The sequence below is a fragment of the Thermanaeromonas sp. DSM 22490 genome (assembly GCF_056378755.1).
Map to the genome: position 1 here is coordinate 21,942 of NZ_JBJHHE010000014.1, position 15,227 is coordinate 37,168.

Sequence of the window (15,227 nt, forward strand, 5' to 3'; positions counted from 1 at the left end):
ATGCCTCCTTTTTGAAAGTTGCCATCTCTTGGGTTGGTCACCTTCTGACCGGCCGGCAACTGACTTTGGGATTCTTCTCCAACTCTTCCACCCGCGCCTTTTCTTGCTCCAAATCCTCTTTAGCTTCTAAAGGCGAAAACAGGTAGGAAGAAAAATCCTGCAGGAATTCTTGCAGGTATTCTCGCTTTAAAGAATAAAATACCCACTGGCCTATTTTTTCTTCTTCCACCAGGTCCGCTTCCTTTAATATGCGTAAATGCTGAGAGATAGCCGGCTGGGAAACGCCGAAGATGTCCTCCAGCTCACATACACAGAACTCGTGCTCGGCCAGCAGGGCAATAATTTTTAAACGCAAGCTCTGGCCGAGGGCCTTAAATACTTTTTCGGCTTCTTTTATTTGCAAGCCTGAATTCACCCCCTCTCCAGTTGCAGGCCATGGCAGCAGATATATAACCATTTTCTTATATAATATTTTACTTTTTTGCCTTCGTCAAGCAGTTCTCGGGGATTGCTCCCTTAAACTCGCTCGGGACGAAGACTTTTTCGTGTTGAAGTGCAACTTTGGCTAAGGGTGTAGCAAGTAGTCCCACATAAGGTTGACGGAAGAAAAGGCTTTGGCTACAATATAGGTAAATAGCAATATAAGAATATAAAAACACATCTTAAGGGTATCTGAAACCAATTGCAGGAGGCGAAAGTGTGGAACGATTAATTGAATACCTAAAAGTCTTAGCCGATCCTACCCGTATGAAGATAATTAAATTCCTTTTGGAGCGCGATATGTATGTTTGTGAACTGGTGGCGGTAATGGATATCGCTCAACCCACTGTATCCCAGCATCTCAGGAGATTAAGAGCGGTGGGACTGGCGGAGGAGAAAAAGGAAGGCCAGCGCATCCGGTACCGGCTGGCCAAAGAGGTGTTGGATAAATACAAAAAGGAACTAGATCTTTTTCTGGCCACTCCCATCAAGGATATCCCCCAGATGAAAGAAGAGTGGGAGCGCTATGAAACCCTCGTAGCCAGCGGGAAAGTACTGGGTTCTTGTCCCCCGCCTATAGAAGATACCCATAACGACTTAGCTTAGTTTAAATTTGATACAGCATTTTTAAACCTAATTTAAAAGGAGATGTTCTTCCTGTGAGCAAGCAAACTAAGCTCCTGCTAATTGTAGCCGTATTCCTAGCCGCCTACTTTCTACCCTTCCAACACCCCAGGATGCAGAGCGCCATCCTGGAGGCTTTTTACATGCTGCAGGATTACGCCCGGGAGCACGTGCTGTTCTGCCTGGTACCCGCCCTCTTTATCGCAGGAGCTATGAGTAATTTCCTTTCCTCCCAGGCCGTAATGAAGTATCTGGGGCCGGACAGCCCTAAGGTGACGGCCTACGGAGTAGGAGCGGTTTCCGGAGCTATACTGGCTGTCTGTTCCTGTACTGTCTTGCCTTTATTTATGGGTATTTATAAGCGGGGAGCGGGCTTAGGGCCAGCTATAGCCTTTCTTTACTCCGGCCCGGCGATAAACGTCTTGGCCATTATTCTTTCGGCCCGGGTCCTGGGCTGGCAAATAGGGCTCGCCAGAGCCCTGGGAGCGGTCCTGTTTTCGGTAGTTGTAGGGCTTATTATGGCCTTCCTCTTTAGAGGAGAAGAGCAGGAGAGGGCTAAAGGATTTCTCATGCCTGAAGGTGGAGGAGAACTGAGGCGAACCTTAGGCCAGACTACGCTATTCTTCCTCGTTCTGGTTCTGATACTCGTCTTTGCCGCTTGGGGCAAGCCTGCGGAAAAAGCCGGTTTCTGGTATGCTGTCTATAACATAAAATGGTATCTGGTGGTCGGCCTACTCGTAGCCCTGTCTTTGATTTTGAGGGCTTGGTTTACCCGGGAAGAGTTGTCTGCTTGGGTAGATTCTACCTGGGATTTCAGTATCAAGATCCTGCCCCTTCTTTTCGGAGGGATCTTGGTGGCCGGCTTTCTTATGGGCAGACCCGGTGTGGATACGGGGATAATCCCGGCCAGGTATGTATCCATGGTCGTGGGAGGCAATGGGCTTCTAGCCAATTTCACTGCTTCGGTCGTCGGAGCCTTTATGTACTTTGCTACTTTAACGGAAGTGCCTATCGTGCAGGGGCTTCTGGGTTCGGGTATGGGCCAGGGGCCTGCTCTAGCCCTCCTTTTAGCAGGGCCGGCTTTAAGTTTGCCCAGTATGCTGGTTATCAACAGCGTCCTGGGCTTTAAGAAGACCCTTGCCTACGTTTCCCTAGTGGTTATAATGGCCACCTTGACCGGTATGATATTTGGAATGCTGGTAGGGTAAATCTGGAGGGGGTGATAGAACGGTAGGGCAGGCTAGCCGTCATAGCTCTACCTAGAGATAAGAGATGTTTATAGAACTAAAAGAATAAGGAGGAGATGATAGATAATGGAAATCAAAGTTTTGGGACCGGGATGTGCCCGGTGTAAGACGCTGGAGCAAAATGTTATTAACGCTCTGGCGGAAATGGGTGTGGCGGCTGACGTGGAAAAGGTGACGGACATCAACAAGATTACTGATTATGGGGTCATGATGACACCCGGGCTGGTCATCAATGGCAAAGTGAAAGTTTTCGGCCGGGTACCTGACAAAGAGGAGATTAAGAAGTGGATCCAGGAGGAAATGAGCTAAAGGAGTGGGGTGTATGGCGATCTCATACACAAAAATTTTTTAAACAGATACCTACTAAATCTTGAAACGAACCGCTCACAAAAATGACTTGGCAATAAATAAATTGTGGTGATATAATTAAGAACGGCGATGGAGCTCGCCTAATGCTCATGTTTGAGCTGATAGCTCCTACCGAAATCGGCTTATGGTTCGGTGGGAGCTATTTCTTTTTTTGCCGATCTCTGGCACAACTAGAGGAGGTAGAGTCTGTTATGGAAAACATGTGGCTTGTGGCGGCCGAATGGCTGGGATTGGCCCTGGTGAGCGGCCTGGTGGCGGGATGGACGGGAATCTCAATCTCTTTGGTGGAAATTGCAGTCGGGGTCATTGCCGGCAATTTTTTGGGCCTCCAGACTAATGCCTGGGTTAATTATCTGGCAGGTACAGGAAGTATTCTGCTAACTTTTCTCGCGGGCGCTGAAGTGGATCCGGTAGTCCTGCGAACGAGGTTTAAGGAAAGCGTGTCTATAGGTTTTCTGTCTTTTCTTTTGCCCTTTGCGGGTGCCTTCGCTTACGCTTATTATGTTCTGGGCTGGGATCTCCAGGCAGCAGAGATTGCCGGTGTCGCCCTGTCCACAACCTCGGTAGCGGTAGTATATGCGGTCATGGTGGAAACGGGTCTTAACCAAACTGAATTGGGCCGTATTATCCTGGCAGCTTGCTTTATAACAGATTTAGGAACTGTAGTAGCCTTGGGTATTTTATTTGCCAACTTCAATGCCTGGATGTTACTCTTCATAGCAGTAACCGCCCTAGTGCTGGCTATTGTGCCCCGCTTTAGTCGCTTTTTCTTAGAAAGGTACGGGAACCGCGTAAGTCAGCTGGAGATCAAGTACGTATTCTTCCTCCTTTTCTTGTTGGGAGGTTTGGCTTCTCTGGCCAATAGCGAAGCGGTCCTGCCCGCCTATCTCCTGGGATTGGCCATGGCTGGCTTCTTCCTGGAGCAGAAAAATCTAACCTTGAGGATGCGGACTATAGCTTTCTCTTTTTTAACTCCCTTTTATTTCTTGAAAGCTGGGCTGTACGTCTCCTTGCCAGCCGTAGTGGCCGGAGCTGGTACTATTTTGGTGCTGCTTTTAGTAAAGGTTTTTACTAAATTCATGGGTGTTTGGCCTGCAACCCGTTTCTTTAATTTTTCTCCCAGGGATGGTATGTATACCACCTTGCTCATGTCCACCGGCCTGACCTTTGGTACTATTTCTTCCCTTTTTGGCCTGAGTCACGGCTTCATTAACCAGGAGCAATATACCATCCTGGTAACGGTGGTTATCCTAAGCGCCGTGGTTCCCACCCTTATTGCCCAGGCTTTTTTCAGGCCCGATCTAACCCCGGCGCTTGACCAGGGAAAGAGGCTACAAGCTTTGATCCTTAAAGAAAAGGAGGAATAACAGATGTTCACCAAAATATTACTGGGCTATGACGGCTCGCCCCATGCCAGGAAAGCTTTAATGGTGGCTTTGGACTTGGCCCAAAAGTATAAAGCCGAAATTACCGCCGTTTCTATTGCCCACGTACCTGACTTTGCCGATACCCGAGACGAAGTAAACGGTGCCTTGGAAGATGCACACAACTTTTTCGCTAAAGCCTTGGAGCAGGCCCAGGAGCTGGCGGCCCAGGAAGGAATCACCTTAACCACCAAGGTGGTACCGGGCCACCCGGCAGACAAGCTGGTCCGTCTAGTGGAAGAAGAAGGCTATGATTTAATTGTATTGGGAGCTCGGGGTTTGAGCGGCATCAAGCGTTTTCTCCTGGGAAGCGTTTCCGAAGCCGTAGTACGGCTGGCCAACTGTCCCGTATTGATAGTTAAAAGTAGATGAGGAATTGTGAAGTTCCTCAAAGCCAAGGGGGCTTACCGGTAGAAGTGACATTCTGTCAGTAATTGGCTCTGGAATAGGGTTATCAATTGAGTTCGAATGTCCTGAAGTTGCTCTATCTTGGATTGCAATCTGGTAATCTCCCGGCCTACATCCTGTTCCTGCTGCAAGCGTTTGGCGTGCGCTGCTTGGATGGCTCCATGGGTGGCTGAGATGGTAGCCTGGAGGCGCTCATACAGGGCGGCTTCAAAATGACGGAAAGCCTCCTCCAAGTTTTGCAGGGTCGCCCAACGTAAGTTTTCTACATTGTGCAGCACCAAAGCTTCAATCTGCTTCATTAAGTGGTTGATCATCCTGGCCCGTCGCTGATTTAAGGGCAAAAGCCTGATAAGCAAGCCTTCTGAGAGCAGGGCCAGACCAGACTCCCACTTATGAGTCACCCAATAGGGCTGCCGCTTCCTCTCCAAGGTATCGGAAGCAAGGGGAGGGTAATAGGGTATATCGAAAAGTTCGGCAGCTGCCTTGCGGACAGCCTCAATCAATTCTTCGGCCCGGTCGTGGTAAGGCCGTAAAACCTCGGTTAGTCGTGCTTCAACGATGCGGGATATTTCCTCGAGCTCGCGGGCAAAAAAGCTAGGAATGGTCTCGGCCAGGGTTTTGCGTATTTCTTGTTCACTAAATTTATCACCCATTCTAGCTATATAACTCTGGACAATTCCGTCAAAGTGTGCTCGGGCTTTCTGGCGCAAGTATTCGGCTTGTTCCTCTAGGAAGGCGATCAACCGTTTTCTGTCTCCCGCCAGGAGGTCTCCCACTAATACTCTCTGTCGTTCAGCTTCTTGCAACTTTTCCTCGAAGAGGCTGAGGCGTTTTTCCAGTTCGCTAAGGGGCATTTGCAGAGAACGCACAGTAAGATCCAGTTGCATCAGGGCCTCGGTAATTACATCCGAAGCCTTCTTAGCCAAGGCTTCTTGAAGGACCCTCTTCTTATCGTGGGCCAGAAAGTCAATTAAGTGACTCCAAACCTCTTGCATACCGCTTAGAGCCCAAAGGGAGGGGTCATTTAATTTCTTGGCTTCTAACCCTTGGCGGGCCGATACGCAAAAGATGGTTGGGTCCTCCTCTATTCCTACTTGTTCCCGTAATACACTCTTAATGAAATGCTTTAGAGTGGCTATTTCCTCTTTGTTCAGGTAGTCTATTTTATTCAGCACAAAAAATAGGTGGGAAACTTTGGCGCGTACTGCCTTCAAGAATTCCACTTCCACCTCAGTTACAGGCGGATCGGCAGAGACTAGGAACAGGGCGGCGTCACACTGGGGTAAAAAATTAAGAGTTACTTCCGTGTTGTGGCGGAAAGTCGAACCGATACCCGGAGTGTCTATTAACACCACCCCTTCCTGGAGAAGGGGAGAAGGATAGTACACTTCTACTCTAGATATCCCTTTATGGTTATGGGGATTACCTGCTTCGGTCACCAATTGCGACAGGAAGGAAGTTAAGTCTTCGATATGGGGAAAAGAAACTTCTTCGCTATGCCCCTTCTGATAAAATACGCGGGCACGGGTTTCGGAGCCCCATAGCAAAAAAGTAGGGATGGCCGTTAGGGGAAGAACGGCGGTCGGCAGAAGCTCTGCACCCAGGAGAGCGTTCAGCAAGGTACTCTTCCCGCGTTTAAACTGTCCCAGAACGGCAAGATGGAATCGTTCCTGCAATAGTCGTTTCTTTAAAGCTTCTAATTTATGGTAGGCGCCGTCCTGTCGGGGCTCAAGGTTGGCTAAACAATCTAAAGCTTGTTGTAGAATAGCTAGCAAGTCGGAAGCGCCAAGCACCTTCACTTTATGCATAAAGCCTCCTCCCCTATCTTCCCGATAGAAGTTAAAGTAAAGAAAAAACTCCTACCACGGATTTTTCCATGGTAGGAGTCATCAACCCTTGCGGGTGTTTTCGGTGGACTCCATCACCGGGCATATTTAAATTTAACAATTTCACTTGTTAGGTGTCAAGGGAAAATGGTCTAGCAAGAGAAGGCTTCACTATAAGGGGGTTATTGCTATGTCCAGTGCGATGGCTTATATTAAGGTGGAAGAGGCATTAAAAAAGCCTGGTTGCCCTCTTTGTCATATCGTCCAGGAAGCAAGTATACGTTATTTAGACGGGCTCTTGTATGAAAGTGAACCCTGGGGTAGGGAAAAGGATTCCTGGCTTCGGAGTTTGAAGGCTCTCGGCGGAGAAATCCTATTGTAAGGCTTTTCGGCTTAAAAAAGGTCGTCTTTTATCAGAAATTTCGGTTGACCAATCCTTTGGACAAAAAGTATGCAACTTAGTAAAGTAAAGACTGAGGAGGGTAAGGGCATGGCTCTGTTAAGGAAGCGTACCTCTATCGTTTTAGTGCTTTTCCTGCTAGTTGTGCTTATTGCCCTTATGAGCGGGTGCAGGAAACCTTCTGCTCCTACCGTAGATCTTACTACCATAGATCTTACCAGGATTAAGCCCGTAACGCCAGGGGACAGAGCCGGAGAAAAACCCCTCAGGGTGGCCATTTCTTCTATCACTTCGCCCGGTTACAGCCGTGCCTATTATGAAGAGCTGTTGGACTACTTGTCCCGCCACCTCCATCGTCCGGTACAAGTATTGCAGCGCAGGTCTTATGCTGAAGTTAACGACCTGCTCCGGGTCGGGGGAGTGGATGTGGCTTTTATCTGCACCTACTCCTATGTAGCGGGACATGACGAATTCGGGCTAGAACTGCTGGCCGCTCCCCAAATTAATGGGGAGGTTACCTACCGTGCCTATGTAATAGCCAGAGCTGACAGCGGCATCCGGAATTTTGACGATCTACGGGGTCGCCGGTTCGCTTTTACCGACCCCATGTCTACTACGGGGAATCTTTATCCCCGGTTTTTGTTAAAACAGCGAGGGGAGACGGCGGAAAGTTTCTTTCGGTCGCATTTTTATACCTACAGCCACGATAATTCTATTATGGCTGTAGTGGAAGGTCTGGCCGATGGCGCCAGCGTGGAAAGTGAGATATTCAATTTTCTGGCTGCGGAAAAACCGCAGTTGACAAGCCAGCTTAAGATAATCGACCGTTCTCCTAAGTATGGCATGCCGCCGGTGGTAGCCCGACCCGACCTGGATGCTGATACCAAGGCCACTGTGCGGGAGATCCTACTCGATATGCATCTGGACGAGGAAGGTAAATCCATTTTGCAGCGCCTCCATATCGAGCGTTTTGTACCAGTGGACGATAGCCATTATGAAGGAGTACGTGATCTTGCGAGGTCGGTAAGGAATGGTATGGCACCAAATTCTAAGAAAAATAGGCTTACGCACTAAATTTATGCTGGTAGTATTGGTCTTGATCCTTTCGGTAAGTGCAGCCTTCATCAGCGAAATAAGGAAGGCGCTTTTAGAAAATATGCGCCAGCAGTTAGATGAGCGAGGGGTCTACTTGGGCGGCACTGTAGCAGCCCAAAGTGTAGACCTAATTTTTACCAATAATCTATATGCTATACACCAGTTGATTAAGATAACTATGGAGAGCAACCCGGATATACGCTATTTATTTATAACCGATACTTCCGGGGAGCTTTTAGGCAATTCCTTTGGACAAGGTCTTCCGGAAGGTTTGCTGGAAGCCAATCTTATAAAAGAGGGCAGTAAGTTCCAGGTAGTCCATTTGAGCACTAACGAAGGCCTTATCCATGATGTAGCCGTTCCTATCTGGGAAGGCAAAGCGGGTACGGTGAGGCTGGGTTTAACCGAAACGAATCTTTGGGCCAACCTTCAGCATCTCACCTGGAAGATGGTGGCTGTGGCCTTGCTGGTAGCTATACTGGGGAGCGGAGCTGCTTTTATTTTGGCCTGCTTTCTAACTGCTCCTATTTCCCGCTTGGTTAGCGCTGCCCAAGGAGTAGCCCGGGGAGATTTGAGCCAGAGGGTAAAACTGGACTGGGCCAGTAAGGAGACTTACCTCCTGGCGGAAACTTTCAACTATATGATGGATACCCTGGAAAGATCCACCCAGGAGATACAGCGGCAGAATTACGAACTAAAGAACTTATGGGAACAGCTAAGGGCCAAAGAGGAGATACGCACTTATCTATTACAAAAGGTGATATCGGCTCAGGAAGAAGAGCGCCAACGCATTGCCCGGGAGCTTCATGACCAGGTTGGCCAATCCTTGACCTATCTCATGATCAGCTTGCAGAGACTGAAACAAACTGTTAACGGAGCAGAAGCCGAGGAGAAGCTAGAGGAGTTGCGAAAGTTAACGGGGGACATCTTACAAATCTTGCGTGAGCTGGCCTTTGAATTGCGTCCTTCTTTATTGGACAATCTGGGCCTTAAAGAGGCCGTAGAACGTTATTGCCATGATTATGCTCGCAAGTACAAAATGAAAGTGGATATCCAGGCCCATGGCGAATGGAAAACTATTCCTTCGGAGATAGCTATTACCCTTTACCGCGTAATACAAGAAGCCTTGACCAACGTAGTCCGGCATGCTCGAGCTTCCCAGGTGAGCCTGGTTTTGGAAAGACGTGACAGCGAACTCCTGGCTATTATTGAGGATGATGGTTGCGGCTTTGTTCTGGAAGAAGTGCTGGCCGAGGGGCAAGGTGGGAAACACCTGGGATTATTCGGAATGCAGGAAAGGGTTGCTCTGGTAGGAGGAACCTTTATCATAGAATCTTCTCCTGAACAGGGAACTACAGTGTACATTAAAGTGCCGGTGCCTTCGAAATGAGGTATGAAAATACCGGGGATGCTGGCGTAAGGCGACTTTGGGCGAGCCTTGCGAGCCGTTGGTTAGTAGGAGGGTTAGAAAATGGGAGATAAAATACGCATATTGCTGGCCGATGATCATGCTGTTTTGCGCGGGGGCCTGAAGCTTTTGCTCCATACCCAACCGGACATGACAGTAATAGGAGAAGCCAGGGACGGCCAGGAAACAGTAGAACTTTGCAAGTCCCTTAAACCCGATGTTTTGCTGCTGGACCTTAATATGCCCGGTAAGACAGGGCTCCATGCCCTGGAAGAGCTTAAAGGCACTGGAACGCGTGTCCTGGTACTTACCATGTACGACGATGTGGCATACCTGCGCCAGGCGGTGGAATGGGGAGCAGCCGGATATATTTTAAAGAGCGCAGCTGACGTAGAATTGATTTCAGCCATAAGGGCTGTAGCTCGTGGAGATTCCTATTATGATCCTGCTCTTACGAAAGCCCTGGTTTATTATTTTGTTAACCGGGGAGAAAAGCGAAACGCTCCCCAGAAGGAAGTAGACCATTTGAGCGAGCGGGAAAAGGAGGTGCTCCGGTTGGTAGCGTTGGGCTACACTAACCGGCAGATTGCTGAGGAACTTATGATAAGTGTTAAAACCGTAGAGGCGCATAAGGCCAATATTAGGGAAAAGTTGAAGTTGAAGGGCCGGGCTGAATTGGTTCGCTTTGCTATGGAGCAGGGCCTCTTGTCCAAGCAATAAGGGGTTAGGGTTTTTCCCTAACTTAACCCTAACTTAAAATAAAGTTTTACCCTAATTTCTGAATTGGCAGTTTAGAATTAAAATTATTGTGGGAACAAGCAGAGGAAAAGGAGGTTTCAGGGTTGGCTAGTGAAAGCACAGACATTCTTGTTGCCTTGCGCAAACAACTGGAAAAAGCGCTGGAAAAGCCTAAAGAGAAGCGCCATTGGGTCATGGTTATCGACCTTAAGAAGTGTGTGGGATGTAGCGCTTGTACCATTAGCTGTAAAGCAGAAAACGTGCTGCCACCCAATGTAACTTACCGGCCGGTTTTAGAAGAACGGTTAGAAGAAAGTAACCGCGTCGGCCGGCGTTTCTTGCCCCGGCCCTGCATGCAGTGCGATAATCCTCCTTGCGTACGGGTATGCCCGGTGAGAGCAACTTGGAAGCAGGCCGACGGTATAGTGGTAATCGATTATACCAAGTGTATAGGTTGCCGGTACTGCCTTACCGCCTGCCCGTACGGAGCCAGGAGTTTTGACTTCGGCGAATATTATACAGATCATACTCCACAGATTATGCCTTACGAAAAAGCTCCTACCTGGGAATACGGCCAAAAATGGATAAGGCAAAAGAATAAGTCTCCGGTGGGCAACGCCCGCAAATGCCATTTCTGCCTTCACCGTGTAGAAAACGGGCTCCTTCCTGCTTGCGTCAGCAGCTGTATAGGCCGGGCTACTTATTTTGGCGATGCAGAAGGAGATACCCTGGTTTCTCAGCTTATTGTTTCACCCCGGGTAATGCGCCTTAAAGAACATTTGGGTACCGAACCGCGTGTCTATTATTTATTGTAAAGGGGGGCTATACGTGAAACAGAAAATCTGGCCCTGGGCCATAACCGTTGCTGCCCTGGTAATCGGTTCTTACGGATTATACAGTCGACTTTTTTCCGGGCACCTGGCCGAGAATTACGGTAATTACGTGACTTGGGGGATCTGGGTAAGTACTTACTTGTATTTTATAGGCCTATCTGTGGGTTCCTTTCTAGTAGGAACCGCATTTAAGCAAGTTAGGAAGATATCGCGGCTTGTTGCTCTAGCTGCCTGTGTAGGAGGTTTACTGGCTATCTGGTTAGACCTCGGGCATATGGAACGATTTTACTGGGCTCTGATTTCTCCTAATTTCTCCTCTCCCATTTCCTGGCTAGTTGGGTTCTATACTTTATATTTTATACTCCTGGTGTGGTCTAACTATAGAAACTTCTGGAAGGGCGAAAAAGAAAGCAGCGGGTTAACCGTTGCGGGAGTTGTGCTGGTATTGGCCATTATTTTAAGCAGCAGTTTCCTCTTTGCCTTAAACGTGGCCAAGCCTTTCTGGAATACGGCTATCTTGCCTCTCCTGTTCTTAGGCGCGGCTATAACTTCTGGCGGGGCTTTGTTGACCCTCCTAACCAGCATCTTGTGGCCCGAAGATAAAACCCTTCTGGCGCTACTCAAACAAGTAGTTCTGTACTCTTTAGCCCTTACAGCTTTTATAGAGTTTAGCGAGATTTTCCTGGCGGTTAAAGGCGGTATCCCGGAACATTATCAAGTAGCCCGCTCTTTGCTTGTAGGCCGTTATGCTTGGTCTTTTTGGTTAGGAGTAGTGCTCCTGGCCTTTGTCCTGCCCTTAAGCCTTTTACTACCTCTCCAGTCGGGTAGGACGAAGACATTTTCGGGGTGCATATCTATACTGGTCGGCTTTTTCGCCTTAAGGTTCTTGTTTGTGGTGCCCGCCCAAGGGGTTGCCGCCCTTAAAGGTTTGGAAAACGCTATTATGGAAACACGCTATTCCTATGACTATCTTCCCGGTACAGGAGAATGGTTCACCGTAGTCTTCCTTTGCGGCCTGGTGGCAGCCGTAGTGTTGACCGGCCTGGCCAGAATCCAGGAATTCAGGATGGTAGGAGAAAGGGATAAGGAGGCGCAAATAAATGTCTAAGGGCTTTCTTATGAGCCGGCGACAGTTCCTTAAAACTTCTGCTCTTTTAGGAGGCTCTGCCGTCTTGCTCTCACAGGTAGAGAAGGCATTTAGTGAGGTAACAAAAGCTAAGAGCAAAGGTGAATATCCTTTGATTGGCCCGGAAAGTTATATCCCTACCGTTTGTTTGCAATGCAATACAGGATGTGGGATAAAGGCTAAAATTTATGATGGCGTAGTGGTCAAAATTGATGGTAATCCCTTAAGCCCCTGGACTCTGCATCCCCCCTTGCCCTACCGCTCCAGTTTAGAGGAAGTAGCTAAAATTGACGGGGCCATTTGCCCCAAAGGGCAGGCCGGTATCCAGACCTTGTACGATCCTTACCGCCTCCGAAAAGTCTTAAAACGGGCAGGCAAACGGGGGGAGAACCGGTGGATTACCATTCCCTTTGAACAGGCGGTGGAGGAAATAGTTAACGGCGGTTACCTGTTTAAAGATGTTCCTGGGGAGGAAAACCGGTATGTACCCGGGTTAAAGGATATATACGCTTTGCGCGATACCAAGCTAAGTAAAGATATGGCTCAGGATGTGAAAAAGATTTGGAATCGGGAGCTAACTGTAGAACAGTTTAAGGCCAAGTATAAAGACCATTTAAAGCTCCTGATAGACCCAGATCACCCAGATTTAGGGCCCAAAAATAACCAGTTAGTATTTATGTGGGGTCGCCTTAAGAAAGGACGAGAAGAATTTATCAAGCGCTTTGTCCAGGATGGCTTCGGCTCGGTGAATACCCATGGTCATACCACTGTCTGCCAGGGCTCCCTTTATTTTCTATGCAAGGCCATGAGCGAACAGTATGTATTCAGTGAAAGCGACGGGAAGATGAAGTGGACAGATGGGCAAAAATTCTACTGGCAGGCTGATCTCCAACATGCACGCTTTGTACTCTTTGTGGGTGCTTCGCCTTTCGAGGGCAACTATGGGCCTTCTCACCGGGTTCCCGGGATTACCGAGGGGCTGGCCAGTGGTCGCTTAAAATACGCCGTTATCGACCCCCGTTTTTCCAAGACTGCAGCCAAAGCCTGGAAGTGGTTGCCCAACAAGCCCGGCACCGAAGCCGCCCTAGCCCTGGCTATAATCCGTTGGATGATCGATAACCGGCGCTTTAACGAAATTTATGTGCGCAATGCCAATAAGGCGGCGGCCAAGGCCGACGGAGAGGCTTCCTGGACCAATGCCACCTGGCTGGTTAAGATAGAAAATGGGAATCCAGTGAAATTCTTAAGAGGTTCGGATCTGGGATGGCCCAAGCAGGTTAGAGAAGCTGAGGTAAAGGGGCAGAAAGTAAAGTATGAATTCGATCCCTTTATAGTCCTGTCTGCTGGTCAACCTGTTCCCTGCGACCCCAACGATACTGATAATTCTGTCGAAGGAGAGCTGCTGGTAGACACCAGTTTAAACGGACACCAGGTTAAAAGCGCCTTACAGCTCCTTTACGATGAAGCAAAGAAAAAATCCTTTGACGAGTGGGCGGAAGTTGCCGGGGTCAACCCTGCTGACCTGGAGGAAGTAGCTAAAGAGTTAACGTCCTACGGGAAAGCCGCGGCAGTAGACGTGCACCGGGGAGTATCCCAGCACACCAACGGCTTTTACAATGTTTTTGCCTGGATGTGTGTTAACGTCCTATTGGGCAATTTTAATTGGGCAGGGGGTATGGTAAAGGCTACAACCTACGATCACTTTGGAGAAAAGAAAGGGAAACCTTATAACCTCAAAGAGCTAAACCCTAGCAAACTTGCTCCCTTTGGGATAAGTATTATTCGCCACGAGGTCAAATACGAGGAGACTACCCTGTTCAAGGGGTACCCGTCTTTAAGACCCTGGTATCCTCTTTCCAGCGACGTCTACCAGGAAATCATACCTTCCATCGGTGATGCTTATCCTTATCCGGTTAAGGCCCTGTTCCTATATATGGGATCGCCGGTGTACTCTCTGCCGGCCGGCCAGGTGAATATAGAGGTACTGCGCAATCCGGAGAAGCTGCCCCTTTTTGTGGCCATAGATATTACCGTAGGCGAGACTTCTATGTATGCTGATTATATTTTCCCGGACCTTACGTACCTGGAACGGTGGGAGTTCCATGGTTCGCATCCCAGCATCTTGCCCAAGGTACAGCCCGTGCGCCAGCCGGCGGTGGCGCCTTTGACTGATACGGTTAAGGTATTTGGCGAGGAGCAGCCTTTAAGTCTAGAAGCGTTGTTGCTGGCTCTAGCCGAAAAGCTCGGTTTACCCAATTTCGGCCCCAATGGATTTGGCCCAGGCCTAAGATTTACCAGACCTGAAGACTTTTACCTTAAAATGGTGGCCAACCTTGCTTTCGGAGACAAGGAAGATGGGAGCGAACAAGTGCCCGAGGCTAGCGAAGGAGAGGTAGAGATATTCTTAAAAGCTCGCCGGCACCTGCCACCTGCGGTATTCGACCCAGTTCGCTGGGAGAGGGCGGCCGGCAGCCTTTGGTGGCGAAAAGTTATCTATGTTTTAAACCGCGGCGGCCGCTTCGAAGATTACCCCGATCTTTCGCCGGAGCGGCAAGTTAAAAACAAATATGACAAACAGATAAATATCTTCCAGGAAAAGACAGCTACAACTAAAAATAGCATGACAGGTAAGAACTTCATAGGTGTGGCCACTTATCTGGAACCTTATACTGACTGTCTGAGCCGGCCTCTTGAGGATGAGAACCAGGGTTACAAACTTAAGCTCATCACCTTCCGCGAAATTGTACACACCAAATCCCGGACCATGGTAGATTACTGGCTGCACGGGCTAATGAACGAAAACTTTTTCCTGGTTCATCCCCAGGATGCTGCCGGTTTGGGTCTCGAGGACGGGGATATAGTTAAGGTAGTATCTGCCAGCAATCCGGAGGGGATATGGCCTATCACTGAGGAGTTAAAAAAGCCGATAGTAGGGAAGGTAAAAATAACGGAAATGATAAGGCAGGGCACAGTGGCCTTTAGTCTGGGCTTCGGCCACTGGGCTTACGGTGCTAATGATATTGTAATCGATGGTAAGGTTATAAAAGGAGATTCTCGCAGAGCCCGGGGAGTGCATGCTAACGCGGCCATGCGAATTGATCCGGTGCTCAAAAATATGTGCCTGACGGATTTCCCAGGTGGTAGCGCCGTATTTTACGATACCCTGGTTAACCTAGTTAAAGTTGGTGGCTAATTTAAATATTGAAGAACAGAAAGGCCCCCGATACCAAGTTTGCGGGGGTCCTTTCG

At 48.8% G+C, this 15,227-nt stretch carries 14 protein-coding genes and 2 riboswitches; of the genes, 12 read left to right on the top strand and 2 right to left on the bottom strand.

The genetic code is table 11. The features are described 5' to 3' along the window. Positions 1-37: 37 nt before the first annotated feature. Entirely contained in the window at positions 38-403 is a 366-nt protein-coding gene (locus AC1BI1_RS09970) for an ArsR/SmtB family transcription factor (RefSeq protein ID WP_476717142.1), read from the bottom strand. Between the two features lie 296 nt (positions 404-699). Between AC1BI1_RS09970 and AC1BI1_RS09975 the strand changes: the two genes are divergently transcribed. From AC1BI1_RS09975 to AC1BI1_RS09995, 5 genes are all read left to right on the top strand, one after another. Further along, complete coding sequence (locus tag AC1BI1_RS09975; RefSeq protein ID WP_476717143.1) at positions 700-1,086, top strand: ArsR/SmtB family transcription factor; 387 nt, start codon at positions 700-702, stop codon at positions 1,084-1,086. Positions 1,087-1,139: 53 nt separating this feature from the next. Next, complete coding sequence (locus AC1BI1_RS09980) at positions 1,140-2,312, top strand: permease (protein WP_476717144.1); 1,173 nt, start codon at positions 1,140-1,142, stop codon at positions 2,310-2,312. A gap of 105 nt (positions 2,313-2,417) precedes the next feature. Continuing rightward, the gene (locus AC1BI1_RS09985; RefSeq protein WP_476717145.1) at positions 2,418-2,660 is read left to right on the top strand and encodes a thioredoxin family protein; all 243 of its coding nucleotides are present in this window, start codon (positions 2,418-2,420) and stop codon (positions 2,658-2,660) included. A 116-nt stretch (positions 2,661-2,776) separates the two neighbouring features. Continuing rightward, positions 2,777-2,838, top strand: a riboswitch (Fluoride riboswitch). A 73-nt stretch (positions 2,839-2,911) separates the two neighbouring features. Then, a complete protein-coding gene (locus tag AC1BI1_RS09990) occupies positions 2,912-4,087 on the top strand; it encodes a cation:proton antiporter (protein ID WP_476717146.1) in 1,176 nt (391 codons plus the stop codon). Between the two features lie 3 nt (positions 4,088-4,090). Beyond that, a complete protein-coding gene (locus AC1BI1_RS09995) occupies positions 4,091-4,516 on the top strand; it encodes a universal stress protein (protein ID WP_476717147.1) in 426 nt (141 codons plus the stop codon). 32 nt (positions 4,517-4,548) lie between these two features. On the opposite strand, the gene AC1BI1_RS10000 is transcribed toward AC1BI1_RS09995, so the two are convergent. Further along, positions 4,549-6,360: a dynamin family protein gene (locus AC1BI1_RS10000; protein WP_476717148.1), complete on the bottom strand. Its 1,812-nt coding sequence runs from the start codon at positions 6,358-6,360 to the stop codon at positions 4,549-4,551. A 65-nt stretch (positions 6,361-6,425) separates the two neighbouring features. Continuing rightward, positions 6,426-6,487, bottom strand: a riboswitch (Fluoride riboswitch). A gap of 81 nt (positions 6,488-6,568) precedes the next feature. Here AC1BI1_RS10000 and AC1BI1_RS10005 point away from each other — a divergent pair. The 7 genes from AC1BI1_RS10005 (at position 6,569) to AC1BI1_RS10035 (ending at position 15,171) form a co-directional block, all read left to right on the top strand. After that, positions 6,569-6,760, top strand: coding sequence for a hypothetical protein (locus AC1BI1_RS10005; RefSeq protein ID WP_476717149.1), 192 nt, complete (start codon positions 6,569-6,571; stop codon positions 6,758-6,760). A 108-nt stretch (positions 6,761-6,868) separates the two neighbouring features. Next, positions 6,869-7,852 (top strand): substrate-binding domain-containing protein, encoded by a 984-nt coding sequence (locus AC1BI1_RS10010; protein ID WP_476717150.1) that lies wholly within the window; start codon positions 6,869-6,871, stop codon positions 7,850-7,852. Then, positions 7,809-9,263 carry a sensor histidine kinase gene (locus tag AC1BI1_RS10015; protein ID WP_476717151.1) on the top strand — a complete coding sequence of 485 codons (1,455 nt, stop codon included), beginning with the start codon at positions 7,809-7,811 and terminating at the stop codon, positions 9,261-9,263. The genes AC1BI1_RS10010 and AC1BI1_RS10015 overlap by 44 nt, the downstream gene beginning before the upstream one ends. 81 nt (positions 9,264-9,344) lie before the next feature. Further along, positions 9,345-10,001 carry a response regulator gene (locus tag AC1BI1_RS10020; protein ID WP_476717152.1) on the top strand — a complete coding sequence of 219 codons (657 nt, stop codon included), beginning with the start codon at positions 9,345-9,347 and terminating at the stop codon, positions 9,999-10,001. Positions 10,002-10,123: 122 nt separating this feature from the next. Continuing rightward, a complete protein-coding gene (locus tag AC1BI1_RS10025) occupies positions 10,124-10,834 on the top strand; it encodes a 4Fe-4S dicluster domain-containing protein (protein ID WP_476717153.1) in 711 nt (236 codons plus the stop codon). 13 nt (positions 10,835-10,847) lie between these two features. Continuing rightward, positions 10,848-11,960 carry an NrfD/PsrC family molybdoenzyme membrane anchor subunit gene (gene nrfD / locus AC1BI1_RS10030; RefSeq protein ID WP_476717154.1) on the top strand — a complete coding sequence of 371 codons (1,113 nt, stop codon included), beginning with the start codon at positions 10,848-10,850 and terminating at the stop codon, positions 11,958-11,960. Further along, a complete protein-coding gene (locus AC1BI1_RS10035) occupies positions 11,953-15,171 on the top strand; it encodes a molybdopterin-dependent oxidoreductase (protein ID WP_476717155.1) in 3,219 nt (1,072 codons plus the stop codon). Before nrfD ends, AC1BI1_RS10035 begins: the two co-directional genes overlap by 8 nt. Positions 15,172-15,227 lie beyond the last annotated feature (56 nt).